Genomic DNA, 25179 nt, shown 5'->3' with positions numbered 1-25179 from the left:
CCACTCCGTCCGTCGCAGGCCCGCCTCGCCGCGAGCCGGGCCCTGGGCGGCGCCGGATCCGGGATCCGGCGCCGCCCCACATCCCGCTAGTCCTCCATCCGAGCGACGTACATGGTCACTTCGGGTGCGACTGCGATCTCCTCGAACTCGGGTGTCTCCCACACGACGAGCTCAGACTCCATGAATCCACCTCCTCTCCGCCAAACTCCGGCAGGCGGTCCCACAGGGCTACGAGGTTTCCGGGAGGGCGAACACGATCAGCGCGCTTCCGTGGCCGGCGCCGAGCATGCCGGGGAGGAATCCCTCGGCCCAGGCGCCCCACCCGACCGGCACGGCGATGTACTGCCTTCCGTCGACCATGTACGTGGTCGGGCTGCTGTGGTGGCCGCTTCCGCACTGGAACTGCCACAGCAGGTCCCCGGTGCGGGCGTCCAGCGCGTTGTACTCCCCCGTGGGTTCACCGGCGAACACCAGGTCGCCGCCGGTGGCGAGCACCGAAGCGCACATCGGAAGCTCGTTGCGCCAGCGCCACTTCTCGTCGCCGTTCACGTCGAACGCGCTGATGCTGCCCGCCATGTCCTCGATGTCCACCTGAACACCGGCACCCCAGTACGGGATGCTCTCCTTGAACTCCCGGCGCCACCGGGTGGCCGTTGCCCCGACGTCCTGGACCGGGACGTAGAAGAGTTCGGTCCTGGGGCTGTAGGCCGCGTGCGTCCATTCCTTGCCGCCCGCGGGCCCCGGGTAGAAGTGGACCGGTACGCCTTCCTCGTCGGGGTACGCCTTCGGCGTCACCTTGCCGTCCCTGGTGATCGCGCCCCAGGTGATCCGGTCCACGAAGGGAGTGATGTGGACCAGTTCGCCATTCGTGCGGTCCAGGACGAAGAAGTAGCCGTTCTTGTCGAAGTGCCCGAGGAGCTTGCGCCCCTCCGACTCGAACAGGATGCACTCGCCGATGCTGTCGTAGTCCCACACGTCGTGCGGGGTGCACTGGTAGTGCCAGACGATCTGCCCGCTGTCGACATCGACCGCGATGATGGTGTCGGTGTAGAGGTTGTCGCCCTCGCGGACCGCTCCGTCGAAATCGGGTGCCGGGTTGCCGGTGCCCACGTACAGCAGGTTGGTCTCCGGGTCGAAGGTGCCGGTGATCCAGCAGTTCGCGCCGCCCCGCGCCCAGGCCTCGCCGTCGGTGGGCCAGGTCTCGGAGCCGGGCTCTCCGGGCTTCGGGACCGTGTAGCAGCGCCACTGGTATTCGCCGGTCTCGAGGTCGAACGCGTCCAGGTGGCCGCGCACCCCGAACTCCCCGCCGGAGCTCCCGACGATGACCTTGTTCTTCACGATCAGCGGCGCGACCGTGGCGCTCTCCCCCGCACGGACGTCCCCGTAGATCTTGGTCCAGACCTGCTTGCCGGTGGTGGCGTCGAGCGCGAGCACATGGGCATTGGCCGTGACGAAGAAGACCTTCCCCTGCGCCACGGCGACGCCGCGGTTCACGTTCCCGCAGCACAGCGACACGTCGAAGGGGACGGCGTGCTTGTACCGCCAGATCTCGACGCCCGTCTTGGCGTCGAGGGCCCAGACCCAGCCATCCCAGCCGGACAGGAACATGATCCCGTCGACGACGATCGGGGCCGCCTCGAACGAGTAGGTCGAGGCACCCGCGATGAGGCCGGTCGTGCCTGCCTGGAAGACCCAGGCGGGGACGAGCCGCTTGACGTTCTCCGTGTTGATCTGGTCCAGCGGGCTGTACCGCTGTCCGTTGTAGGCACCGTAGTAGGTGAGCCAGTTCTGGGGCTCCGCCCGGGCGTTCAGAATGCGCTCGTAGCCGACCTCGCGAACGACCGGCGGCGCCACCTCTCCCCCGGGGATCTTGCCGCTCAGCTTTCCCTGGTCGACGGCCTCACCCGCGTCCACGTAATCGACGGTCATCGTGCCTCCTCCTTTCCGGGCTTCCTACGGCCGCGGCTGGTCGGGACGGTCGAGGCGAGCCTCCGGAGGAACGTCTCCCAGCACGACGATGGCGCCGGTCAGTCCCCGGCCTTCGTCGTTGCCGGTGGGCGAGCTGAACCAGTAGTAGCCCGGGCCGTCCAGGTTGAGCGTCGCCCTTCCCTTCGAATGGTTCACCAACCAGATGAATTTCCTGTCCCCATTGCTCGGCAGGAGCGCGCAGTGCGTGTTCAGGTCGTCATTGACGAGTTCGAGCTCGAGATCACCCCCGTGGGGCATGACCAGGATCGAGGGGTCCCAGCTGATCTCGTCGGGCCGGATCCGGAGCGTCGCGGCCATCCGGCCATCGGGCCGCTCCGTGGCCCGTCCGATCCTTCCGGTACCCAGCACCTGGCCCAGTGCCGCCTTGTTCTGTGCGTCCAACCCGATCTCGTCCAGCAGCTCGGTTCGCTCCTGCACGGTCGTCATCGGGCTTCACCTCCTCATCCGGAAGCCGTTGTCCACCTGACACAGAAGCACGCGGTCCGACATGGCAATCGCTCACCTGACCGAATCTGCGATTCGCCAGTGCCGCAGACGGCGGCAGAGGTGACGGTGCGGAACGTGATGATGAATTGTCCGAGACGACATCATATCGAAACTAATTAGCGTGTCTCTGGTGCAGAAATTGCAACACAAAACTCTACGCCGGGTGAATCGCACCGACAAGGGCGGGCGCGGAGCGAGGCGGGCCCTGCCGTTCGTCCGCCACCGGCCACCGTTCGTACCCGGTTTTCCGCCGCTGCCCCGGGCTCCCGCCGATCAGGCGAGGTCGTACCGGTCGAGGTTCATGACCTTGTCCCACGCGGCCACGAAGTCCCGCACGAACTTCTCCCTGGCGTCGTCACTCGCGTAGACCTCGGCGAGCGCCCGCAGCTCCGAGTTCGCGCCGAACACGAGGTCCACGCGGCTGGCGGTCCACTTGACCTCGTCGCTGCGCCGGTCGCGGCCCTCGAAGATCTCCGCGTCCCCCGTCGGCCGCCACTCGATGCCCGGGTCGAGCAGGTTCACGAAGAAGTCGTTGGTCAGCGTCCCGGGGGCCGACGTGAGCACGCCCAGCGGGGACTGCCCGGTGTTCGCGCCCAGCACGCGAAGGCCGCCCACGAGAACGGTCATCTCGGGCGCGGTCAGGTTCAGCAGGTTCGCCCGGTTGATCAGCAGGTACTCCGACGGCAGGCGGTTGCCCTTGCCGCGGTAGTTGCGGAAGCCGTCCGCGATCGGCTCGAGCGCCGCGAAGGACGCCACGTCGGTCCACTCCTGCGACGTATCGCCGCGTCCAGGGGTGAAGGGCACTTCGATGTCGTGACCGGCGGCCTTGGCGGCCCGCTCGACCGCGGCGCATCCGCCGAGCACGATGAGGTCGGCCAGCGAAACCTTCTTGCCCCCGGTCCGGGAGTTGCCGAAGGACTCCCGGATCCCCTCCAGCATGCCCAGCACGTGCGCCAGCCTGTCCGGGTCGTTGACCTGCCAGCCGCGCTGCGGCTCGAGGCGGATGCGCGCCCCGTTGGCCCCGCCGCGCCTGTCGCTGATGCGGAACGTCGAGGCCGACGCCCACGCGGTGGACACCAGCTCGGCGACCGACAGCCCCGAACCGGCGATCCCGGCCTTGAGCGCGGCGATGTCGTCCGCCCCGGCCGGCTCGTGATCGACGGCGGGGACCGGGTCCTGCCAGATCAGCGTCTCGCGCGGCACCAGCGGGCCGAGGTAACGCTGGACCGGGCCCATGTCGAGGTGTGTCAGCTTGAACCAGGCCCGGGCGAACGCGTCCGCCAACCGGTCCGGGTTCTCCAGGAATCGCCGTGAAATCGGTTCGTAGACCGGGTCGAACCGCAGCGCTAGGTCCGTCGTCAGAATCGTCGGAGCGTGTGTCTTCGACGGGTCGCGGGCGTCGGGCACGGTGCCGGTCCCCCGACCGTCGCGCGGAACCCATTGCCACAGACCGGCGGGGCTCAGCTCCAGGTCCCACTCGTAGCCGAACAGGGTCTCGAAGAAACTGTTGTCCCACCTCGTCGGCGTGGGTGTCCACGTACCCTCGAGCCCGCTGGTGATGGCGTCGGCGCCCTTTCCGGTGCCGTAGCTGTTCCTCCAGCCCAGCCCCTGCTCCTCCAGTGGGGCGCCCTCGGGATCGGGGCCGAGGTGACGGTCCGGGTCGGCCGCGCCGTGGGTCTTGCCGAACGTGTGGCCGCCCGCGATCAGCGCGACGGTCTCCTCGTCGTTCATCCCCATCCGCCGGAACGTCTCACGGATGTCCCGGGCCGAGGTGCGGGGGTCCGGGACGGTGTTCGGCCCCTCCGGGTTGACGTAGATGAGGCCCATCTGGGCGGCGGCGAGCGGGTTTTCCAGCGCCCGGACGCCGCCGTGGCGCTCGTCGCCGAGCCAGGTGCGCTCGGGACCCCAGTAGATGTCCTCGTCGGACTCCCAGACGTCCGCCCGGCCGCCGGCGAAGCCGAAGGTCTTCAACCCCATGGTCTCCAGCGCGCGGTTGCCCGCGAAGACCATCAGGTCGGCCCAGGAGATCCTGCGGCCGTACTTCTTCTTCACCGGCCAGAGCAGACGGCGCGCCTTGTCCAGGTTTCGGTTGTCCGGCCAGCTGTTCAGCGGCGCGAAGCGCTGCATGCCCGCGCCCGCACCACCGCGCCCGTCGTCGACGCGGTAGGTCCCGGCGCCGTGCCACACCATCCGGATCACCAGCGGCCCGTAGTGACCGAAGTCGGCGGGCCACCACTCCTGCGACGTCGTGAGCACCTCGTCGACGTCTCGGGCCAGTGCGTCGAGGTCGAGACCGAGGAACTCCTTGGCGTAGTCGAAGTCCTCGCCCATCGGATTCGCCGCGGCGGAGTGCTTCCTCAGGATCCTCAGGTCGAGCCTGTCCGGCCACCAGTCGCGGATGCTCGCGCCCCTCTCGGCGCTGTCGGACACGGGATTGCCTCCGGGGACAAAGCTTGTGCTGATGTAGTCAGATATTCAGCGCGCGGCGCACGGCCGGCGCGTTCCGCCGGGAAACCGGCACCATCGTGTTCGCCCGGTCGTCCATGACCAGGGACAGCTCACCCTTGAGCGAACGCTCGATCTCGCGGATGCGGCCGAGGTTGACCACATACCGGCGGTGCACCCGCAGGAAGCCGGCGTCCGCCAGTTCACCGTCGAGTTTGTCCAGCCCCGGAGAAGCGGCCCGCAATCGCCCCTGGTCGGTGGAAAGCCACACGTCGTTCCCCTCCGATTCGGCGAAGGAGACCTCCGGCAGCCGCAGCAGCACCATCCGGTTGTCGCGCGTCGCGACCAGCCGGCGCGGCTGCGTTCGAGGCTGCGCCGTCCCCTCGGCCTCGGGCAACCGCGCCCCCTCCGAGGCACCGAACGAGACCAGGTTCCCGATCAGGCGCCCGGACGAGAAGACCGGGCGGATGCTGATCGAGGTCGGCTCATCGGCGAGGCCGGTGAAGATCTGCGTCGAGCCGACCCAGCCGGGATTGCGGGCCGCCCGTGGGAGGGCATACCGGACGGCTCCGACCAGTTCGGGCAGCCCGGGGGTCCATCGCAGCGTGGGGTCGACCGCCGGGGTGTCCGCCGGAACCCCCATGAGCACGCTCGCCGTGTCGTCGGCGATCACCACCTTGCCCGCGGTGTCCAGCGCGGCGAGCGCCACCCTGGAGCGGCCCCTGGCCTGGGTGTAGGCGGCGACCAGCTCGGCGCCGCTGTCCCGGGCGCGCCTCTTCAGCGTGCGCTGGGTCGTGGCGACCGCGTTCGCCAGCCAGCTCCCCACGGCGACGGGAAGCTGGCTGCGCCAGCGGGAGATGTTCAGGACCGCGATCGGCTCCCTGGTCACCACGTCCCGCACCGCGACGCCCGCGCAGACCCAGTTGTGGAACGCCTGGCACCAGTGCTCCGCTCCGCTGATCGACACCGGGCCGTGCGCCTCCAGCGCCGTGCCCATGCCGTTGGTCCCGGCCGCGCACTCCGACCAGCAGAACCAGGGCGCCAGACGGGAGTCGGTGGCTCTGGCGAGCGTGGCCTGGTCGCCCCACTCGGCCAGGATCCGGCCCGTGGCATCGGTGACGGTGACGACGCCGCCGAGGGTGTTCATTTCCTGTGCCACGGAGGCGGCACGAAAGCCCAGTTCGGTGAAGACGACATCGTGCTCGGGCGTGTGTTCGGGCTCCGCGACGGCCACCGGAACCTCGGCGAGGTGGGGATCGACCCGGTACTGCTCCCGGCAACGGTGCCAGGAGATCGCCACCAGCGGCCGGATGCCCGGGACCTGGTCCTCGCCCCGCACGAACCGCTCCCACGCCGCGAGCACGGTACCGCCACCCGGGTTCGCCGGCATGGGCTCGAGCCGTTGCACATCCCTCATGGTGGAAAACCACCCTTGGTCCGTCCCCGACACCTTCGTCACTCGTTCCAGGCTGTTTCACAGACCGGCACTCCCACTTTAGTCCGGAATCGCGGCGGAGCCACCGCGATTCCGGGCCCCGATGCCGCTGTCCGGGCTTCGGCCCTCAGCGACCGGGCGGCACGCTATAGTGGCCCGCCAACACAACCAGCAGCAATCATGCGACTTTCTCCCGGGGGACCATCGAATGAGCGCCAGTTCCGACTACGAGCGTCACCGCGAGATCCTGAAGAACAGCCTCGACAAGCCGCACGTGGCCCGGATCTACGACTACTACCTGCAGGGTGAGAGCCCCAACAACTGGGTCATCGACCGCGACTTCGCCGAGCGGATGCTGCAGATCCTGCCCGAGGCACGCACCTTCGCGGTGGCGAACCGGGGTTTCCTGCGCCGCGCCGTCCGCTACCTGCGCGCGCAGGGCATCCGCCAGTTCGTGGACATCGGTTCGGGCCTGCCGTCCGCCGGGGCGGTGCACGAGATCGCGGACGAGATCGGCACCGACAGCCATGTCGTCTACGTCGACAACGACCCGGTGGCACTTGCGCACGGGCAGATCCTGCTCGCCGACACCGCCGACCCGGACCGGCACCACGCGCTGGGCGGGAACTTCTTCGACACCGAAACACTGTGGCAGCGCATCATCGACTCCGGTTACATCGATCCCCACGAGCCGGTCGCACTGCTGCTCGTGGCGCTGCTGCACTTCATGCCGCCGACCTCCGTGCCCACGCCGACCGAGGCGCTGGCGTTCTACCGCTCGATCCTGCCGCGGGGAAGTGCGCTCGTGCTCACGCACGCGACCGACGAGGGCACCACCGATCGGCTCAAGGAAGTCGCCGCCCAGTACGTCCGCGTCGCGACGAGCCCGGTGCACCTGCGCCCGCACGCCGAAGTCAAGGACCTGTTCGGCGACTTCGAACTGGTTGATCCGGGCGTGGTCTGGACCCCGCAGTGGAAGCCGGAACTCGCCGGGGAAAACGAACAACCCTATAGCGGCGACCCCGCCGCGACACTCGCCGTCTGCGGCGTGGGGATCAAGCGGTAGCCACCCCGCGAACGGGAGCGAACCTTCCCAGGCCGACCCGCCGGCCAGAGGAAACGCAGTGTTTTCGCCTGGACTCGGCGGGTAGCCTCCGGCACATGGGGCTATCGGTGGAAGTACGGGAACAGTTCCTGGCAGAACCCCACGTCGGCGCGCTCTCCGTGGTCGAGAGACCGGGCCGGGCACCGCTGACGGTCCCCATCTGGTACCAGTACACGCCGGGTGGGGAACTGTGGATCCGCACGCCTCCCGGCTCGCGGAAGGCCCGTGCGATCGACGCGGCCGGCCGGTTCAGCCTGATGGTGCAGCGGGTCGTGCCGACGGTCCGCTACGTGTCGGTGGAGGGGCCGGTGACCAGGTCCGCGCCGGACACCGATGAGCGGTCGTGGGAGATGGCCGCACGGTACCTGCCGCCGGACAAGGTCGCCGAATTCGTGGCGTACGAACGGACCCAGTTCGGCGAACACATCGTCATCACCATGCGGCCCGAGCACTGGCTGTCCGCCGATCTGGGTTCGATCTGACCAGTCGGCGGCATCGCCCGTCACGCGGCGTTGCCGGAATGTTCGGCGCACGGACAGCCGACGCCCCGCTCGATCGTGCCGCGGCCCGTCAGGGCCTCGCCGCGTCGAACAGGAGCTGGCGCAGCCAGGCGATGAACCGGTGGTCGCCCAGATGCGGGTTCCAGACCATGTCGATGCCCAATCCGGGGAGACGGAACGGGAGCTCCTCGATCCGCAGCTCGACGAGTGTCCGCATCTCGGCGGCGACCCGGAAGCGAAGAAGTGCGACGCCACCGGCACGTCCGACCAGGTACGGGACGAGCAGGAAGTCGGAGACCAACTGGCCGACGCGGTAGGGCACCCCCTTCTCGTCGAGCACGGAATACGGGAAGACCCGCCGCTCGGTGTCCACGACGACGTGCGGTTGCGTGGTCAGCAGTTCGAGCGCGCTTTGTTCCGGTGGTGTGTCCGCCGACGCGACCACCACGCAACGGTCGTCGTACAACCGCTCCCTCGGGTGCGGCGACGAGAACGCCTCGGAGACCAGCACGACGTCGACGCCGTGCTCCGTGAAGGTGGACTCGGTCGGCACGGTGATCGTGCGCAGGCGGAGAGTCGCGTTCGGGGCTCGCTCCGCCACGAGCCGCCCCAGCCGGGCTCCGAGGACGAAGGCGGTGCTGGTGGTCAGCGCGATGGTGATCACGCGGCGATCCGTGGCCGGATCGAAGCCGGGGAAGTCGACCACGGCCGCGGCCTGCTGGAGCGTTGCCCGCAACGGCGTGATCAGCTCCATCGCACGCGGGGTCAGGGCGACACTGTTTCCTTGCCGGACAACGAGGTCGTCACCGAGCAGACGCCGCATGCGGCTCAGGGCGTGGCTCATCGCGGGCTGGGAGAGTCCTACCCGTTCGGCGGCCCTGGTCACCGAGCGCTCCTCCAGCAACGCAAGGAGTGGCACCAGCAGGTTGAGGTTGACCGACGCCAGCCGATCCAGCCCCGAACCCGTGGTGCCCACACCGTTGTCGCTCATCGCGTCGCATTTTACGCGGCGGCCTGGCTGACCCGGCGCAGCCGCGGAACCGGGATCCGGTGGTTCAGTGCCGCGGCCACGCCGGAACCGTCATCGCGAGACCAGCGCATCAGGGCAGGCCCACCGGGCCCTCCCTCGACGTACGTCGGCTCTCCCTCCACCGGGAGCTGGCCCACGGCCTTGAGGCCGAGCCCGAACTGCTCGGTCCAGAAGTACGGCTGGAACCGAAGCGGTGGTGTCTCGTCCCCGTGCACGAGCGCGGCCGCGGCCACCTTCGCCTGCTCGATCGCACTGCTCCACAGCGGGATGCGCCGACAGCCGTAGGGCGTCGGGAACGCCGCCAGGTCGCCGACCGCCGCGATGTCAGGGCATACGAGTCCGCGCGAATCGGTCCGGAGGACACCCTTCTCCACCAGGCCGGTATCCGCGAGCCACTCCGTGTTGGGAACGTCGCCGACGGCGGAAACCACCAGCTCGGCTTCGAGGACGGAACCGCCGTTGAGGATGACGCGAGTGTCTCCAGCCTGCCGCTCGAGCCGTGCTGCGCCGGTGTCGACGATGGTGAGCCCGCGGTCCAGCGCAGCCTGGACGAACACGGCGGCCAGATACGGTCCCAGTTGCCCGGCCAACGGAATCCCCTGGGAGACGAGGGTCACCTGGCAGCCCGCCGCCAGGCATCCCGAGGCGATCTCCATGCCGAGCGGGCCTCCACCGACCACGGCGACCGACCTGCTTCCGGCGAGCCGGCGGCGCAAGGTCAGCGCGTCGTCGAGCCCTCGCAAGGTGAGCTCTCCGGGCAGGTCGGACAGCCGCCGGGCACGGGAACCGGTGGCGATCACGAGCCGGTCGTACGGCAGGGCCGTGCCGTCTTCAAGGCTGACGACCCGGCGTTCCCTGTCGAGTCCCGAAGCCCGAACCCCGAGGAGCTCGTTCGCCCCGTGCGTGGTCGGCGGGAGCTCATGGGACGACAGGTCGCCGCCGTCGAGCAGGAGCGCCTTCGACAGTGCCGGACGGCTGTACGCCGCGTGCGGTTCGCCGCCGACGATGGTCAGCTCGCCGTCGAATCCGCCTTCTCGCAACGAGTCCGCCGCGGTGAGGCCGGCGATGCCGTTGCCGACGACGACGATCCGTTTGATCGGTGTCCTCATGTGAGGCGCAGGGCCGCGACCGGACAGACCCGGACCGCGGCGTTGGCCAGTGGGACATCGGTGTCGCTGATCTCCTCGCGGTCGAGGACGAGCTCGCCGTCGTCGTCGAGGTGGACCAGTTGCGGCGCCGCCTCCTCACAGAGGCCGTGTCCTTCACAGCGGGGGCGGTCGAGAACGATCTTCATGCGGGGACCACTTCCAGAACGGGGAGCTCTTCGATGCTCCGGGTGATGTTGCTCGGCACCCGCACCGGGGTGCCGACGACCAGCCGCTCGACGCGGCGCGACAGGGCTTTGATCACCGCGTGCGCCTCGAGGCGGGCCAGGCCCTGTCCGGCGCAACCGTGCGGGCCGTAGCCGAACGACAGGTGGTCGATCGGGTTGCGTTCGACCAGGAACTCGTCGGGGTTCTCGTAGTGGCGCGGGTCCCGGTTGCCGGCCCCGAACAGGATCGCGACCTGCGCGCCCGCCGGGATCAGGACACCGTCGATCTCCACCTCCCTGGTCGTGCGACGTCCCCAGGCGTGGACCGGGGCCCAGTAGCGGAGCACCTCGTTGAACGCGGCCGGGACCAGCGAAGGGTTCTCCCGCACCAGTGCGAGCTGGTCGGGATGCGCCGCGAAAAGGGCAACGAGGTTCCCGATGGAGGCGATCGTGGTGTCGACCCCGGCGCCGAGGTACTGGTGGATGAGGTGCCCAGCCGTGCCCGCCGGGATTTCGCCGCGGGCCTCGGCCTCGAAGATTCCGTATCCGACCGAGCCGGGCGCCAGGTCATCCGCGGTGACGCCCGAGCACCACTCGTACAGTTCTCCCGCGATCGGAAAGCAGTCCGCGGTGCGCTGGTTCATCGGCCCGATGACCTGCATGGCCGCCTGGCCCCAGCGGAGCATGTTGTCGCGGACGGAGCCGGTGAACCCGATGAGATCGGCGACGACCTCGAGCGGGAGAGCGCGGGCCAGCGCGTCGATCGCCTCGAACGAGCCCTTCTCGACCAGTTCCTCGACGAACGCATCGGCCTTGGCGTCGATGCTGCCCGCGAGCCCGCGGAGCGCCCGCGGCGACAGGTTGGCGGTCAGGCTCGCCCGCAGCCGCGTGTGCACCGGCGGGTCCGAGGCGAGGGAAGTGCCCGTCAATGCCTCGTTGACCATCGGGTTGAAGCCGATGGCCCCGGCCGAAGAGAAGCTCTCCCAGTCGCCCAGGGCATTGCGGATCACGTCGTACCTCGTGAGCGCGTAGACGTCGTTCGCCGGGAGGCGCACGACGCCCCCGAGGTCGCGCAGCGCCGCGTAGGACGGATAGGGGTCGACGAGCACCTGGTCGGCGAACAGGTCGAGATCGGAAGCGGGAGGGGCTGAGTCGGTCATCGGTTCACCTCGGGTCGGTAATCGGCAACCCCAGTGAAGTGACCGCGTTCACGGGGTGCAAGCTCATGTTTGCCATGGGGACACATGCACGTGGTGCATGGGCGGAAGGCAGGGCCGCCGGCGCGACCAACCTGCCCCCAACCGCTGCGGCGATGGCGAAGTTCCCTGCGGCACCTGCAAAGCCGGGTTCACGTGGGGTGTGTGCAACGAAGAGTTCGATGGCGTGCCGGCCGCAATCGGGCCGCGACTCCGCGAGTTGGAGTCCGCGCAGCACAAGCCCGGCCTGGAATTGCTGTTATCCCTGGCTACGGCCTGTCAAGCGCCTCACCGGATCACGCTCCCGCGAGCAGAGATGGGAAAGCGCTTACCGAAAGCCCGACGCGGACGGTGTGGTCCTGCGCTGTGAGATCACCGCAGCGATCAGCGACAACACCTCATCGCGATCGAGCACGGCGATACGGTCGTACAGTTCCGGATCGGGCCCGGAAAACCCCAAGTTCTCGGTCGCACGATAATCCCATCGACGAAAGAAAGCCAACAACATCACACGATCAGGCAGGTTTCACACCTACGTTTGAGACTTCAGTGCGCAATCGCACCGCTGGTCTCGACGCAGGGGAAGACGGTGCTGGACCCAAAATGGAGCAGGGGCACACTCAGGCGATCGACGACGTTCCTCGCCCGGGGCTCGTTCGGACACGGGAGTCGAGAAGAGACCGGACTCCCTCCCATACTCAACATATAGCGCACCAGGGGGCTTGCGGCAAGACCCGGGTGGTGACGCAGAATCTGCCACCGAAGCCAGAACCTGCGGAGATCGGGGATTCGCGAAGTACGCGTGCTCGCGGGTGTGCTCCGCCGACCATGCGGAGCAGCTGGCCGAAAGGCAACCTCAGTGAATGGGTGGTTCATGTTTGACGTGATCATTGCCGGCGCCGGGCCGACCGGTCTGATGCTGGCGGGCGAGCTGCGGCTGCACGGCGTGCGCGCACTCGTGCTGGAGCGGGAAGCGGAGCCGACGAAGGTGGTCCGCGCGCTCGGGCTGCATGTGCGCAGCATCGAGGTGCTGGACCAGCGCGGTCTGCTGGAGCGGTTCCTCGCGCACGGCAAGCAGTACCCGCTCGGGGGTTTCTTCGCCGGAATCAACAAACCCTCGCCCGACCGCCTGGACACCGCGCATTCGTACGTCCTCGGCATCCCGCAGCCCATCATCGACCGGCTGCTGGCCGAGCGTGCCCTCGAGCTCGGCGCCGAGATCCGGCGCGGCTGCGAGCTGGTCGGGCTGACCCAGGACGACGACGGGGTGACCGCCGAACTGGCCGACGGCACGCGGTTGCGCTCACGCTACCTCGTGGGCTGCGACGGCGGCCGCAGCACCGTGCGCAAGCTGCTCGGGATCGGCTTCCCCGGCGAACCCAGCAGGAACGAGACCCTGCTGGGCGAGATGGGCGTGGACGTGCCACCGGAGACGCTCGCCGACTTGGTCGCCGGAGTCCGCAAGACCCACAAGCGGTTCGGCGTCGTGCCCTTCGGGGAAGGGGTGTACCGCGTTGTCGTGCCCGCCGAGGGGGTGGCCGAGGACCGCTCGGTCCCGCCGACCTTCGACGAGTTCAAGCAGCAGTTGCGCACGTTCGCCGGCACCGACTTCGGCGTGCACTCGCCGCGGTGGCTCTCCCGCTTCGGGGACGCCACCCGGCTGGCCGAGCGCTACCGGGCCGGGCGGGTGCTGCTGGCCGGCGACGCGGCGCACATCCACCCGCCGACCGGCGGGCAGGGGCTCAACCTGGGTGTGCAGGACGCGTTCAACCTCGGCTGGAAACTGGCCGCCGAGGTCGGCGGCTGGGCGCCGGAGGGGCTGCTGGACAGCTACCACACCGAACGGCATCCGGTGGCCGCCGACGTGCTGGCCAACACCCGCGCGCAGATCGAGCTGATGTCTCCCGAGCCGGGCCCCCAGGCGGTGCGCAGGCTGATGTCGGAACTGATGGACTTCGAGGAGGTGAACCGGTACCTGATCGAGAAGATCACGGCGATCGGGGTCCGCTACGACTTCGGCGAGGGGCATGAGCTGCTCGGCGGCCGGATGCGGGACGTGACACTGAAGCGCGGGCGCCTCTACGGGCTGATGCACGCCGGCCGGGGCCTGCTGCTCGACCAGACCGGCCTGCTTTCCGTGGCCGGGTGGGCGGACCGGGTCGACCACGTCGCCGACGTCAGCGAGGAACTGGACGCGCCCGCCGTGCTGCTGCGGCCGGACGGCCATGTGGCGTGGGCCGGTGACGATCAGCAGGACCTGCTCGGCCACCTGCCTCGCTGGTTCGGAGACGCCGCGGCCTGAGTCCGGAAAGTGGCGTGACGCGGCCGGTGCGGCATCGCACCGGCCGCCGTCGCGGCCGGGACCAGGCCCGGAGTCTGCCGACTTCGATGCCAAGGCATATACTGCGTGGGAAGCTATTTTCCAGGAGGAGACGATGAGCAGGGAACAACGGGCGAAGATCGACGCGATGCTGCGGCAGCCCCGGCCTGAGGGCCCCCGATCGGTGGAGGAGATCCGCGCGGGGTTCAGGGCGTTGATGGCCGGGATGATCGTGCCCGCCGGGATCCGCACCCGGACCGTGTCGCTCGGCGACCGGCCCGCGGTACTCGTCGAACCGCCCGGTACCCCGAAGACCGGGACGATCCTGTACTTCCACGGCGGCTCCTTCGTGTTCGGTTCGCCGGACACGGCGATGTCGCTGACGGGGAACCTGGTGGTCAAGACCGGGTTCAGGGCCTTCTCGCTGGACTACCGGCTGGCTCCCGAGCACCCGTTCCCCGCCGCGATCGAAGACGCGGTGAGCGCCTACCGCGCCCTCCTCGACAGTGGCGAAGCCCCTTCGGCGATCGCGTTCGCCGGGGATTCCGCGGGTGGCGGGCTGACCGTCACCACCTGCCTTGCCGCCCGCGACGCGGGCCTGCCCATGCCCGCCGCGATCGTGGCGTTCTCCCCCGGACTCGACCTGACCCGCACGGGCGAGAGCATGGACACCAAGGCCGGCATCGATCCGTTGTTCACGCGCGAGGACCTGGAGCGCACCGGCGCCCTGTACCTCGCCGGGCAGGACCCGCGCCAGCCCCTGCTCAGCCCGGCCGTCTTCGCCGATCCGACCGGTTTCCCGCCCATGCTCCTGCAGGCAGGCACCAACGAAATCCTCCTGGACGACGCCACGCGCCTGGCCGCGCGCGCGAGGGCGGCCGGAGTGGACGTCGTCCTGGACATCATTGCCGAGGTACCCCACGTGTTCCAGTCCTTCGCCGGTGTCCTCGACGAGGCCGACGAAGCCCTGGACCGGGCGGCGCTTTTCCTCGCCCAGCGCATCCACAGCCAAGACACCAAGAACTAGACCCGCGACGCCACCTTCCCGGTCTTGACGAGCACCGGCGGGCTCGCGGTCAGCTCCCTTGCCGGGTGCTGGCGGCCAGGGAGCCGAGCAGTTTGAGCGCCTCGTTGCTCGTCGAGCCCGGCTCGGCGTGGTAGACGACGAGTTCCTGCCCCGGGCTCGATCGGACATCGAAGGTCTGCATGGTCAGCGTCAGGGATCCGACCTGGTCATGCCGGAAGCGCTTCCGTTCCAGCGCCTTGCCGCGAGCGTCGTGACGGGCCCACAGCTCGGCGAACTCGCGGCTGTCCGCGAGCAGTTCCCTGAGCACCTGCTGAATCCGGGGGTCGCCGGGTGCCTCGCCGTAGCCGAGCCGGAATCCGGCCACCGAATTGCGGGCGACCTCGTGCCAGTCCCGGTAGAACACCCGCGCGGCCGGGTCGGTGAACACGACGTGCATCAGGTTGTGCGAATGCGGCCAGGCATGGAAAAGCGCGTCCGCGATCGCGTTGGACGCCAGCACGTCGAACGCCCGGTTGTAGACGATGGCCGGGTTGTCCGGCCACGCGGCCATCAGCTGAAGCAGGCTCGGGTCGACGTGGGCACGGGCCGCGGCGACCCTGGGGCGCGGACTGAGCCCGGCCACCCGGAACAGGTGCCGTCGCCCGTCCTCGTCGAGCCGGAGTGCGACGGCCAAGGCATCGACCACCTGCACCGAGGGCGTTCGTTCGCGTCCCTGTTCGAGGCGGACGTAGTAGTCCACGCTCACCCCGGCCAGCATCGCCACCTCCTCGCGGCGCAGGCCGGGAACCCGGCGGTGCCCGGTGCCGGGCAGGTTCACCTCCCCGGGACCGATCTGCGCCCGCCGGGCGCTGAGATAATCACCGAGTTCCGACCGAGCCATACCCGCATGGTAGGTGCGGAACGATTCCTCTGCCTGGGTGCGCTACTACCAGGAAGACGCCGCCCTCCCTGCGCGCCTCCCGCCCGGTGACCATGGTGAACGACCGGGCCGAACGAGATCCACGTGCGCCCGGCGGGCAACGCCGATCCCGGCACGACATCAGGAAAGGAAACCGTGATCACCAACCCGAATCCCGGCACGCTGCCGTCCACTTGGGATCTCGCCGGCCGCGTCGCCGTCGTCACCGGCGCCGCCCGCGGCATCGGCCACGCCACCGCCGCGCTGTTGCGCGCACGAGGCGCCCGTCTGGTCGTCACCGACCGGTCCGAGGCCGTCGAGCAACTGGCCGCGGACGATCCGGACGCGGTGGCCGCCCTCGTCGGCGACGTCTCCGACGAGAACCACGCGCAAGCGACCATGCGGCTGGCGACCGACCGGTTCGGACGGCTGGACATCCTCGTCAACAACGCGGGCCGCACCCTCAACAAACCGATCACCGACACCACCGTCGACGACTTCGACACGATCATGCGGGTCAACGCCTACGGCAACTTCGTGCAGGCCCGCGAGGCATTCCGCGTGATGGAAGCCCACGGCGGCGGCGCGATCGTCTCCATCGCGTCGGTCTCCTCTGTCGTCGCCTTCGCCACCCAGACCGCCTACGCGGCTTCCAAGGGCGCCTTGGCCCAGATCACCCGTGTGCTCGCCGTGGAGGGCGGGCCGAAGGGCATCCGCTCCAACGCCGTGCTCCCCGGGGTCATCGATACCGACATCATGGAGGGCGTCGTCGACAACGGACGGGAGATGCTCGCCTCCTTCGGTGACGCCCACCCGATCGGCCGCATCGGACAGCCCGGGGAGGTAGCCGAGGCCGTCGCCTTCCTCTGCTCCGACGCGGCCAGTTTCATCACCGGCGCGCTCATCGCCGTCGACGGCGGCTGGACCGCCCAGTAAGCATGTTTCGACCGGTTGGCGGAACCGGGCCCCAGGCGGTGTGCAGGGGGCTCGTCCCCGCCGCGGAGTGCCTCGGCCGTTTCGGTGGCCGCTTCTTCGCAGCGTCCCCAGTGGACGGCGCGAGCCACCGGAACGAGCTGATCGCCCACGGTACCTCAACATCGTGAACCGTCCAGGGGGTCACCCATGCTGTGGCGCACAAAGTGATTCGGCCGCGCAGACCGCAGTCCGGGCGGTGAACACCGCCGCCCATGCGCGAACGCCTGCATCCGCTGCCCGACGCTCTCGCTCGACCCAAACCACCGCGCGGCCCGACTCGGCGGACCCGCCCAGGTCAACCTCGGAACGCCCAGCCATCGCACCAGCTGACCAGTCCGTCACCATCGCCTTCATCGGCCCGAGGCCGCTTTGTCAGACTGCCTGGGTGAGCAACGCCAACCCGGCCAAGCAGCCCGATCCACCCCAGACCGCTGAACAGACCGACGTCGAGCGGCGCGCCCCGTTGCTGCGCCGCGGGTTCCTGCTGGAATACACCACGCTGGGCTGGTACGTCGTCGGCATCGTGATCCTGGCGATCACCGCGATCTCCGCACGTTCCGTCGCGCTGGCCGGATTCGGCCTGGACTCGCTGATCGAGATCGGCGCGTCCACCGTCGTCATCTGGGAACTGTCGGGCACCAGCGAAGCCCGGCAGCGTCGCGCGCTGCGGCTGATCGCGGCCGCCATGTTCGCCCTGGCGGCGGGCAAGGTTTAGCACAGCCACCGCCGCACCCGACCCGCCCGCGGTAGATGAGCGGCGTCGATCAGTCACGCAGGGAACTCGGAGGTCAATTTGCATTGAGATTGCGAGTGAAGATTCAGCGGCAGGACGAGGGATATGTCCTCGGCCTGACTCCATCCCAGTTCGAGCTGATTCGGAGGGTTGTAATTACTACGGTCGGCCCACCGAGATCTTCTGAAATGATCGGCCTACTGGCCGGTCCTGCCGCTCGGGATGTGCTGAGGACGGTGAGTCGAATGGATATCCAGTCATCGTCGAGTGGAGTCGAACTCCACCTCACTCCCAATGAACTCCATGGCCTGCGCAGCATTCTGACGAGCGCCTACTTGGATGCGGATTCCGAGGAGACGTTCTATGTGAGGACTGGGTTCTTCACAGAAAATGTCAAGGGAGTGGCGCGAGCGATGAGCAATGCGATTGGTGAGCTGTAACCGGACTCAGCCTCGTGTGACGGCTGAAGATGCCCCGCCGGATCGGATTCCGGCGGGTGTGCGTGCCGAAGACCAAGGCGTTCGATCCGGTTGGGTTCAAGGGGTTGGGGCCGGGCTCGCAGGGGTGCTGCGGCGGCGAGCGAGTGCAGCCCGGTTGACGACTCCTGCCACGCTCCACAGGGGCTCTCGGTCAGGTGAACTCCTGGCCGAGAGCTAAAAGCCCTTGGCCCTCAGGCGCCTTGCCAGTGGCGGAGGCGGCGGCGCACCTCTGTCAACTGGGCGTCGAAGTCGCCGTCCCGCTTCGGCCGCGAGTACCGGTCCGGGGCCGGGCCCTCACAGTAGAAGCCGGGCAGCCGCCGGACCCGGCCGTTGGCGAGATGGGCTTCCACGGTCCACCAGCCGCCACCGCGCCCTTGGTGGAATCGGTCCTTGATCTCGGCGACCTCGTCCCAGGCGATGAACCCCCTGGTGAGCGCTCCCCGCAATCGGAGTCCTGCCGGTCCGATGCGGGTGTTCCCGGCGGCCAGGAGTGTTATGAACAGCGCGGCGGGCAGCCAGACCGCCAGGAAGACGGCGGTGAGGATCAGGGTTTGCGCCAACGTGCCGTGGCGCAGCGCCGATACCGTGGCGGCGATCCACAGACCGCCCCACACGACGGTGAACCCGCCGAACGACCAACGGATCCGCCGCCTGGAACGGCCCCCGAGCCGAATCGTCATTTCCTCCACACCAGGCATGATAGGCAACTCGGCGAGCGCATCGTGGCCCGTTTCCGGAACTCGGAGCACTCAGCCGCCTCGACTCGCGAGCGATCTCGGCACGGTTTTACTCATGCCCGAAACGTGGCGTCATCTCCTCGTTCAACGCTTTTCCAAGACATTCTCAGTGGACAGCTTCCACAACCCGTCCGGGCCGGTCGGATCCAGACCACGGCGGCGGCCCGCTCTGGCGGCAACGATCGCCCGAATTATTGATCTTCGTCCGGCCTGTGCTCACAGCATCGGAGGCCATCACTCATAGTGCTCACGACCTGGCCTCGGAGCGTTGTTTCCCACCACACCGGCGTGACGCCCCTGCGGCCTAGGCTGAACGCATGACTGATGGGGCGGGACGGGTCGAGCCGTCCGGGGTATGGGCCACAGCCGTGGGCGTGGCCCGGGTAAGGGCGATGGAGACGGCACGCGAGCAACCGCTGTTCCGGGACCCGCTGGCGCTGGCCTTCGCCACGGCCGGCGGGGTCGGCCCCGGGACGCCGCCGCCTGCGCACGCGGACGAGGCGGCGCGGCGCCGCTGGCTCGGTGTGGCCTTCTCGATCGTCATCCGGACGAAGTTCCTGGACGACCTGCTGGAGGGGGCGGTCGCATCCGGCGTCCGGCAGGTCGTGCTGCTCGGAGCCGGGATGGACAGCAGGGCCTTCCGGCTGGACTGGCCTGCGGGGACCCGGCTGTTCGAGGTCGACACGGCCGAACCGCTGGGCTTCAAGGCCTCGGTGCTGCGTCAGGAGCGGGCCGTTCCGCGCTGCGAGCGGATCACCGTCCCGGTCGACCTGCGGGAGGACTGGCCTGGCGCCCTGGCCGCGGCCGGGCACGATCCGGCGCGGCCGACGGTGTGGATCGCTGAGGGACTGCTGATCTATCTGCCCGAGGACGCGGTGCAGTCGCTGCTCGAACGGGTCGGCGCGCTGTCGGCTGCAGGCAGCAGGATGGGCCTGACACTGGCCTCGCGCGGTGTGGTCGAACGCTTCCGCAAGGACGCCGCTCCGGGATCGGCAGCGTCGATGTGGGTCTCGGCGATGCCGGAGGACCCGGTCGGCTGGCTGGACGGCCTCGGCTGGGAGGCGGAGACCTTCACCCTGCGCAAGCGCGCCGAGGCCTATGGGCGTCCGGTGTTCACCCCGTCGCAACAGGACGAGGGAACCGGCGGACTGGTCTCGGCGGTGCGCGCGGCGCACTGAGCCGAGCCGCTTGCAACCCGAACCCGGGCAACGGTGACCGGGAGGTGCGGGCTACTCCACAATGGATGGTCCCCGGGATCGCGCACCGCGAGGGCGCACGGTCACACCGCTCGTGGCGTTTCCGCCGGGTCCTGCGCGAGTCGTCGCAACACGAGGAGGCCGCCGATGCCGGGCAGCACCGCGAGCGCGCGTGTCCGCGGGGTGGTGCCGGACCGGCGGACGGTGAGCACGATGACGAACAGGTAGGCGCACCCGTGGGTGGGACCGGTCAGGGAGGCCACCGCCGGCCAGTGCACGGTGGCGAGGTTGACCAGCAGGACGAGCAGGGTCGCCAGTTCCACGGCCGCGGTGATCCGCAGGAGCCGGAGGGAAGAGTTCATCGTCACGCTCCCGTGGTCGAGCCGGGCCGGACGATCATCAGCACGGTGACCGCGACCCACAGCAGGTTGAACATTCCGGTGTATATAGCCAGCCGCGCGGGCAGTCCGGAATCGACGGAACCGACGGAACCGGCGTCGGCGGAAGACGCGCCGAGTCCGGCCAGGATGCGGTCCTGTTGCGGCTGGATCACCAGCACCAGCACCGCCGCCGCGAGCACGGTCAGCACGATCGAGGTGATCAGCCAGGCGTTGCCCAGCACGTGCAGGCTGCCCGCGGTGGCCAACCCGAACACCGGGACCACGATCCCGATCACGGCGTAGACCCGGCAGATGCGGTGCAGGACGCGGAGCGTGGCGAGGTCGCGATCGGCCCGCGGCGCGGCGAGGGCACTTCGGGTTGCCGCGGGGAACATGCTGGCCGCGACGGTCATCGGTCCGATCGTGATGATCGCGGCCAGCACGTGGATCGCGAGCAGGGCCTTGGTCACTGGCCCGCCTCCCGCGGCTCCGGGGCGATGCGGTTCCCGGTGACCGTAGACGCGGGAAACCGGTGCTCCCATCGCGGACCGGTCAGCGCACCGCGTCGCGGTTCGTCCTGCGTGGACAGTGTGAAAGGCTTCTGCCGCATGCTTATCGGCATGGTGACGGCCAGGTCCGGGGTCTCGCTCGGGTCTCCCCCGTCGAACAACACGATCTGCGTCAGCATGATCCGGTCAGTCCTCCTCCTGTTCGGTGGACCCGACGCTAACTACACTCCGCACACACCGAAACCGGCTGGATTGCCAATATCCAACGGATTCTCGCCAACGGCTTCGACCAGTGAGCCGAAGCCATATCGCTGGCCAGTGGCTTGGCCGGAAATCAACGCTGGCCTATCGTGTGGCCATGCACACGGTGGCTGTTCTCGCCCTGGACCAGGTCATCCCGTTCGATCTGGCCACCCCGATCGAGGTGTTCACCCGCACGCGCCTGCCGGACGGCCGCTCCGCCTACCAGGTCCGGGTCTGTGCCGCCACGGAGACTGTCGACACGGGAGCATTCACCCTTCGGGCGCCGTGGCGGCTGGAAACCCTCGCCCAGGCCGACACCATCATCCTGCCCGGCTGCGCCGACCCGGCGGCACCCGTGCCGGACGAGGTACTCGACGCCCTGCGGCACGCCGCGGCGAACGGCACGCGCATCGCCTCGATCTGCACCGGCGCGTTCGTCCTCGCCGCCACCGGCCTGCTGAAAGGGCTGCGCGCGACCACCCACTGGCTCGCCGCCGACGCCCTCGCCGAACTCCACCCGGATATCGAGGTGGACCCGAGCGTGCTTTACGTGGACAACGACCAGTTCCTCACCTCGGCGGGCGCCGCCGCCGGTCTGGACCTGTGCCTGCACCTGATCCGCCGCGATCACGGCTCCGCGGTGGCCGCCGACGCCGCCCGCCTTTCGGTGATGCCGTTGGAACGCGATGGCGGGCAGGCCCAGTTCATCGTGCACGATCACCCACCCGCGCCGCGCGGCTCCACCATGGAACCCCTCCTGTCGTGGTTGCAGGACAACGCGTCCCGGGATCTCACCCTGAACCAGATCGCGGCACGGGCAGGCATGAGCACCCGCACCCTCAACCGGCGCTTCCGTGAACAGACCGGCACCACCCCGCTGCAGTGGCTGCTCCGTGCCCGCATCCGCCGGGCCCAGTACCTGCTCGAAGCCACCGACCACCCCGTCGACCGGATCGCCACCCAGGTCGGCTTCGGCTCACCGACCGCCTTCCGCGATCGCTTCAAACGCATCGTCGGTACCGGTCCCCACGCCTACCGCGCCGCCTTCCACACGCCCAGCGCGAAGACTGAGTAACGGCGCAGGGACAGCGGCCCCCACCGGCGCGCTGACCGGTGGCCCGATAATCGCCAGTAGGGTGGCGGAGTGACTGTTGTCGAGGCCGTGACCCGGGTGCCCATCGGTGACGGTGCCCCTGCCGAGCGTTTGATCTGCCATCCGCGACTGCCTTTGGTCGCCGGCCTGGATTCGCAGCGTCCGGCGGTTCACGTCTGGGAGTGCGGTGCAGGGCAGTTGCGCGCGCTCGGGACCGTTGGCGGCGAGTCGGACGTGTACGCCGATGCCGAGGGTTGGCAGCGGATGCGGGCCACACCCGGGGTGGCATGGCATCCGGAGCAGCCGCTGCTCGCCGTGGCGAGCGAAGGCAAGGTCGTGCGATGGACTCCCGGTGGGCTCTCCGAAGTGGACGGTCTTCCCCCCGCCGTCTCCTACCGCAGTCTGGCCTTCGGTCCCGATGGTGGGACGTTGTGGGCATCGCCGTCGTCGACGGGCGACTGGGAACGGTCCGACATTCTCGACCTCAGTTCGGGTGCCGTCGGGATCGGCCCGGGATGGGACACCGGGATCGCGGTACATCCGGACGGCGGGTTGGCGGCCACCTTGCGCAGTGACCAGGGCGCGACGCTGGTACTTTTCGCGCGCGTCGACGGCGGGACCGCACCCGCGGCGATGCGGCTGCTGCGCCGGGCGCTGATCCTGGATGCCGACGGCTACCAGACGCCGATCTTCAGCAGGGATGGGCGGCACTTCGCGATTCGGGGCAATGCATACGAGAACTCACTGGAGGTGTTCGAGTTTCCTTCACTCCGCCGCACTGTGAAGACCGTTCTCGGCGCACCGAACCCCTATCCCCAGGAATGGCTCGACGAGATGCGATCCTGGTCGCGACACAACATCGCGTTCGGACCGGACCCCGGGGTGCTCTGGGTGGGCACACCCGCAGGCACACTCGTCGAGATCGACCTCACGGGCCGGCACGCGGCCGGGCACGACGTGCTGGCCGGTTCCCGGGTGACCGGACTGGGCGCCACGCCGGCGGGCGAACTCGTCGTGGCCACCGGTGAAGGCGATCTCGTGCTGCTGTCGGTACTCGCCGAATCCGCGACGGCCGATGCCACGGCCGACTCGCTACGGGACGGCGTCGCGGCGTTCCTGGAAGCCACGTCCGAGGTTCCCGACGACGGTGATCCGGAAGCACACCTCGTCCTGACCGACGGAGTCCGGACCTGGGAGCGAGACGATCTGGCGACGGTGACCACGGCGACCACGGAAGATCCGACCTGGCTGCGACTTCAGGCCGCCATCAACACCTTGCGCGACAACGACAAGTGATCGCCCGGATCCAGCTCGGAGGAAACGGGAATTTGCGGTTTCGGCAAAGAACGTTGTCCACTCGCCGGGGGATGGGGCAGGTTCGGTGGTGCCGGTCAGCAAGGCCCGACAAGTGAAGGCGAGCAATGGACGCACAGTTCTGGGACGACAGGTATCGAAGCCGCGAGCGGCTGTTCAGCGGCCGGCCCAACGGGGTGCTCGTCACCGAAGTCACCGGCCTGACACCGGGGCAGGCGCTGGACGTGGGGTGCGGGGAAGGCGCCGATGCGGTCTGGCTGGCCCGGCGCGGCTGGCAGGTCACCGCGGTCGACATCTCCCGGACCGCCCTGCAGCGCGCCGCCGCCGCGGGCGCGGACCTCGGCGGCCGGGTGGCGTGGACCCGCGCCGACCTGACCGCGATGCCGCTTCCGGCCGGCACGTTCGACCTGGTCTCCGTCCAGTACTTCCCGCTGCCGCACCAACCGCGCCACACCGTGTTGCGCGGCCTGCTGGACTCCGTCGCCCCCGGCGGCACCCTGCTCGTCGCCGCGCACGACCTGGCCGATCTTCCCCCGCAGCACGACGGCGGCTTCGACCCCGGCCACTACTACCAGCCCGGCGACATCGCGAAGCTTCTCGACGGCAACTGGACGGTCCTGGTCGACGAAACGCGCCCGCGCACCGCTCCCCCGCCCGCGGGCACCCAGCACACCCACGACACGGTCCTGCGAGCACAGCGCCTGCGGTGAGGACCGGCAGGCCGGGTCCGCCCGCTCGTCCGGACGGACCCGGCCTGCCGCGTCAGCCGTCAGTCGTCAGCCGACCGTCACGGTCACCGCGGCGGTGTGCAGCACACCGCCGGTCTGGAACTGGAGGAACACCCGCCAGGAGCCCGCCTTGGGCAGCATGACCTCGAACTTCAGCTCCGGTCCGCCGTGGTCTCCCTCGGCCGTGCCGTGCGGGTGCAGGTGCGCGATGGCGAGATCACCTTCGTGGAACGCGGTCAGGTGCGCGTAGGTGTCCAGATAGGGCTGCAGGTCGGTGACCGGCTTGCCGTCCTTGGAAACCGTCACCGTGAGGTCCTGGCGCATGCCGGTCATGAACCGGTTGCTGGACAGGCTCAGACCGTAGCCGTCGGCCTGGGCCGTGGTGGACGGCGACGGCAGCGGTACGGTCTCCGGAGTCCCGGGCACGGTGACCCCTTGGCTGAGCACCAGGGGAACCGGCTTACCGGAGGCGTCCTTGGTGATGAACGAGGCGTAGGCCCGATAGGTGCCGGGCGTGGCGGCGGCGAGTGGGGCGGTCCAGGTGCCGTCCCCGGCCATCGTGGGGTGGATGTGCTGGAACCCGGCGAGATCCGAGCGGATCAGGTAGAAGTGCATGAGCTTCGTCTGGTCCGGCTCGAACGCGGTGACCGGCCTGCCGTCCGCGCCGGTGATCCGGAACGTGAACGACGTGCCCTGCCCGGCCGGGACCGAGGTGGTGGTGGGGACGAACCGGAAACCGGCGGATTCCGCGGCCAGGCCGTCACCGGTGGGCATGTCGTCCATCCCGGACATCCCGTCGCGAGCGGGCATCGAACTGGACGCCGGCATGGTTCCATGGTCCATTCCGGACATGCCGGAGGAGCCCGGGGAGCCGCTGCCGCAGGCGGCCGCCAGCAGTCCCGTCGCGGCGGTGATCCCCAGGATCAGCAGCGAACGGCGCGATCGAGTGACAATCGACATCGAGAAGTCTTTCCAGGAAGCGCACACGCTTGCCGTGTGCGGACATGAACAGGGCGTCGAGAACCGGGCGAGCCACCTCGTGGCCCGCT

General features: G+C 69.2%; 26 protein-coding genes. 11 read left to right on the top strand and 15 right to left on the bottom strand.

The window, feature by feature from the left end; genetic code table 11:
• Positions 1 to 86 precede the first annotated feature (86 nt).
• The 5 genes from pqqA to ORV05_RS12580 form a co-directional block, all read right to left on the bottom strand.
• Positions 87 to 182 (bottom strand): pyrroloquinoline quinone precursor peptide PqqA, encoded by a 96-nt coding sequence (gene pqqA / locus ORV05_RS12600; protein WP_144586841.1) that lies wholly within the window; start codon positions 180 to 182, stop codon positions 87 to 89.
• Between the two features lie 46 nt (positions 183 to 228).
• Positions 229 to 1929, bottom strand: coding sequence for a PQQ-dependent dehydrogenase, methanol/ethanol family (locus ORV05_RS12595; protein WP_268758663.1), 1701 nt, complete (start codon positions 1927 to 1929; stop codon positions 229 to 231).
• 24 nt (positions 1930 to 1953) lie between these two features.
• Positions 1954 to 2415 (bottom strand): MSMEG_3727 family PQQ-associated protein, encoded by a 462-nt coding sequence (locus tag ORV05_RS12590; RefSeq protein ID WP_144586843.1) that lies wholly within the window; start codon positions 2413 to 2415, stop codon positions 1954 to 1956.
• A 333-nt stretch (positions 2416 to 2748) separates the two neighbouring features.
• On the bottom strand, positions 2749 to 4905 hold the full coding sequence (katG, locus tag ORV05_RS12585) for a catalase/peroxidase HPI (protein WP_268758662.1): 2157 nt from the start codon (positions 4903 to 4905) through the stop codon (positions 2749 to 2751).
• 37 nt (positions 4906 to 4942) lie between these two features.
• Positions 4943 to 6337, bottom strand: coding sequence for a DNA-binding protein (locus ORV05_RS12580; protein ID WP_268758661.1), 1395 nt, complete (start codon positions 6335 to 6337; stop codon positions 4943 to 4945).
• A 226-nt stretch (positions 6338 to 6563) separates the two neighbouring features.
• Here ORV05_RS12580 and ORV05_RS12575 point away from each other — a divergent pair, with 226 nt between their 5' ends.
• Together ORV05_RS12575 and ORV05_RS12570 are read left to right on the top strand one after the other, a co-directional pair.
• Entirely contained in the window at positions 6564 to 7421 is an 858-nt protein-coding gene (locus tag ORV05_RS12575; protein ID WP_268758660.1) for an SAM-dependent methyltransferase, read from the top strand.
• A 95-nt stretch (positions 7422 to 7516) separates the two neighbouring features.
• Positions 7517 to 7942 carry a pyridoxamine 5'-phosphate oxidase family protein gene (locus ORV05_RS12570; RefSeq protein ID WP_268758659.1) on the top strand — a complete coding sequence of 142 codons (426 nt, stop codon included), beginning with the start codon at positions 7517 to 7519 and terminating at the stop codon, positions 7940 to 7942.
• Between the two features lie 88 nt (positions 7943 to 8030).
• Here ORV05_RS12570 and ORV05_RS12565 read toward each other — a convergent pair whose 3' ends face one another.
• Genes ORV05_RS12565 through ORV05_RS12550 form a run of 4 tightly spaced genes read right to left on the bottom strand, consistent with a single transcriptional unit; the run spans position 8031 to position 11462 of the window.
• Positions 8031 to 8951 carry a LysR family transcriptional regulator gene (locus tag ORV05_RS12565; RefSeq protein ID WP_268758658.1) on the bottom strand — a complete coding sequence of 307 codons (921 nt, stop codon included), beginning with the start codon at positions 8949 to 8951 and terminating at the stop codon, positions 8031 to 8033.
• A gap of 11 nt (positions 8952 to 8962) precedes the next feature.
• Positions 8963 to 10099: an NAD(P)/FAD-dependent oxidoreductase gene (locus ORV05_RS12560; RefSeq protein WP_268758657.1), complete on the bottom strand. Its 1137-nt coding sequence runs from the start codon at positions 10097 to 10099 to the stop codon at positions 8963 to 8965.
• Complete coding sequence (locus tag ORV05_RS12555; RefSeq protein WP_268758656.1) at positions 10096 to 10284, bottom strand: ferredoxin; 189 nt, start codon at positions 10282 to 10284, stop codon at positions 10096 to 10098. The genes ORV05_RS12560 and ORV05_RS12555 overlap by 4 nt, the downstream gene beginning before the upstream one ends.
• Positions 10281 to 11462 carry a cytochrome P450 gene (locus ORV05_RS12550; protein WP_268758655.1) on the bottom strand — a complete coding sequence of 394 codons (1182 nt, stop codon included), beginning with the start codon at positions 11460 to 11462 and terminating at the stop codon, positions 10281 to 10283. The genes ORV05_RS12555 and ORV05_RS12550 overlap by 4 nt, the downstream gene beginning before the upstream one ends.
• Before the next feature lie 910 nt (positions 11463 to 12372).
• Here ORV05_RS12550 and rox point away from each other — a divergent pair.
• Positions 12373 to 13800: a rifampin monooxygenase gene (gene rox / locus ORV05_RS12545; protein ID WP_268758654.1), complete on the top strand. Its 1428-nt coding sequence runs from the start codon at positions 12373 to 12375 to the stop codon at positions 13798 to 13800.
• Between the two features lie 133 nt (positions 13801 to 13933).
• Positions 13934 to 14845 carry an alpha/beta hydrolase gene (locus tag ORV05_RS12540; protein ID WP_268758653.1) on the top strand — a complete coding sequence of 304 codons (912 nt, stop codon included), beginning with the start codon at positions 13934 to 13936 and terminating at the stop codon, positions 14843 to 14845.
• A 49-nt stretch (positions 14846 to 14894) separates the two neighbouring features.
• Here the strand turns inward: ORV05_RS12540 and ORV05_RS12535 are convergent, their stop codons facing one another.
• The gene (locus ORV05_RS12535) at positions 14895 to 15725 is read right to left on the bottom strand and encodes a helix-turn-helix transcriptional regulator (RefSeq protein WP_268758652.1); all 831 of its coding nucleotides are present in this window, start codon (positions 15723 to 15725) and stop codon (positions 14895 to 14897) included.
• Positions 15726 to 15902: 177 nt separating this feature from the next.
• On the opposite strand from ORV05_RS12535, the gene ORV05_RS12530 reads away from it, so the two are divergent.
• The 3 genes from ORV05_RS12530 to ORV05_RS12520 all read left to right on the top strand — a co-directional run bounded on the left by ORV05_RS12530 (position 15903) and on the right by ORV05_RS12520 (position 17891).
• Entirely contained in the window at positions 15903 to 16679 is a 777-nt protein-coding gene (locus tag ORV05_RS12530) for an SDR family NAD(P)-dependent oxidoreductase (RefSeq protein WP_268759768.1), read from the top strand.
• A 424-nt stretch (positions 16680 to 17103) separates the two neighbouring features.
• Positions 17104 to 17433, top strand: a complete 330-nt coding sequence (locus ORV05_RS12525; RefSeq protein WP_268758651.1) for a hypothetical protein — start codon at positions 17104 to 17106, stop codon at positions 17431 to 17433.
• A 35-nt stretch (positions 17434 to 17468) separates the two neighbouring features.
• Positions 17469 to 17891 carry a hypothetical protein gene (locus ORV05_RS12520; RefSeq protein ID WP_268758650.1) on the top strand — a complete coding sequence of 141 codons (423 nt, stop codon included), beginning with the start codon at positions 17469 to 17471 and terminating at the stop codon, positions 17889 to 17891.
• 230 nt (positions 17892 to 18121) lie between these two features.
• Here ORV05_RS12520 and ORV05_RS12515 read toward each other — a convergent pair whose 3' ends face one another.
• A complete protein-coding gene (locus ORV05_RS12515) occupies positions 18122 to 18610 on the bottom strand; it encodes a PH domain-containing protein (RefSeq protein ID WP_268758649.1) in 489 nt (162 codons plus the stop codon).
• Positions 18611 to 18984: 374 nt separating this feature from the next.
• Between ORV05_RS12515 and ORV05_RS12510 the strand changes: the two genes are divergently transcribed.
• The gene (locus tag ORV05_RS12510) at positions 18985 to 19845 is read left to right on the top strand and encodes a class I SAM-dependent methyltransferase (protein ID WP_268758648.1); all 861 of its coding nucleotides are present in this window, start codon (positions 18985 to 18987) and stop codon (positions 19843 to 19845) included.
• A 101-nt stretch (positions 19846 to 19946) separates the two neighbouring features.
• Here the strand turns inward: ORV05_RS12510 and ORV05_RS12505 are convergent, their stop codons facing one another.
• From ORV05_RS12505 to ORV05_RS12495, 3 genes are read right to left on the bottom strand one after another with little or no spacing between them, the layout of a single operon-like run.
• A complete protein-coding gene (locus ORV05_RS12505) occupies positions 19947 to 20225 on the bottom strand; it encodes a DUF3817 domain-containing protein (RefSeq protein ID WP_268758647.1) in 279 nt (92 codons plus the stop codon).
• A 2-nt stretch (positions 20226 to 20227) separates the two neighbouring features.
• Entirely contained in the window at positions 20228 to 20713 is a 486-nt protein-coding gene (locus ORV05_RS12500; RefSeq protein WP_268758646.1) for a DUF2269 family protein, read from the bottom strand.
• Positions 20710 to 20931 (bottom strand): hypothetical protein, encoded by a 222-nt coding sequence (locus ORV05_RS12495; RefSeq protein WP_268758645.1) that lies wholly within the window; start codon positions 20929 to 20931, stop codon positions 20710 to 20712. Before ORV05_RS12495 ends, ORV05_RS12500 begins: the two co-directional genes overlap by 4 nt.
• Before the next feature lie 179 nt (positions 20932 to 21110).
• Here ORV05_RS12495 and ORV05_RS12490 point away from each other — a divergent pair, with 179 nt between their 5' ends.
• The 3 genes from ORV05_RS12490 (at position 21111) to ORV05_RS12480 (ending at position 24112) form a co-directional block, all read left to right on the top strand.
• Positions 21111 to 22070 (top strand): GlxA family transcriptional regulator, encoded by a 960-nt coding sequence (locus ORV05_RS12490; protein WP_268758644.1) that lies wholly within the window; start codon positions 21111 to 21113, stop codon positions 22068 to 22070.
• Between the two features lie 69 nt (positions 22071 to 22139).
• Positions 22140 to 23384, top strand: coding sequence for a WD40 repeat domain-containing protein (locus tag ORV05_RS12485; RefSeq protein ID WP_268758643.1), 1245 nt, complete (start codon positions 22140 to 22142; stop codon positions 23382 to 23384).
• Between the two features lie 125 nt (positions 23385 to 23509).
• Positions 23510 to 24112, top strand: coding sequence for a class I SAM-dependent methyltransferase (locus ORV05_RS12480; RefSeq protein WP_268758642.1), 603 nt, complete (start codon positions 23510 to 23512; stop codon positions 24110 to 24112).
• 66 nt (positions 24113 to 24178) lie between these two features.
• Here ORV05_RS12480 and ORV05_RS12475 read toward each other — a convergent pair whose 3' ends face one another.
• Positions 24179 to 25090, bottom strand: a complete 912-nt coding sequence (locus tag ORV05_RS12475) for a hypothetical protein (protein ID WP_268758641.1) — start codon at positions 25088 to 25090, stop codon at positions 24179 to 24181.
• Positions 25091 to 25179: the final 89 nt, after the last annotated feature.

Source organism: Amycolatopsis cynarae (genome assembly GCF_026802195.1).
In the GTDB taxonomy this organism is placed as follows: Bacteria; Actinomycetota; Actinomycetes; order Mycobacteriales; family Pseudonocardiaceae; genus Amycolatopsis_E; species Amycolatopsis_E rhizosphaerae.
This window is presented reverse-complemented; position numbering and strand designations above follow the sequence as displayed.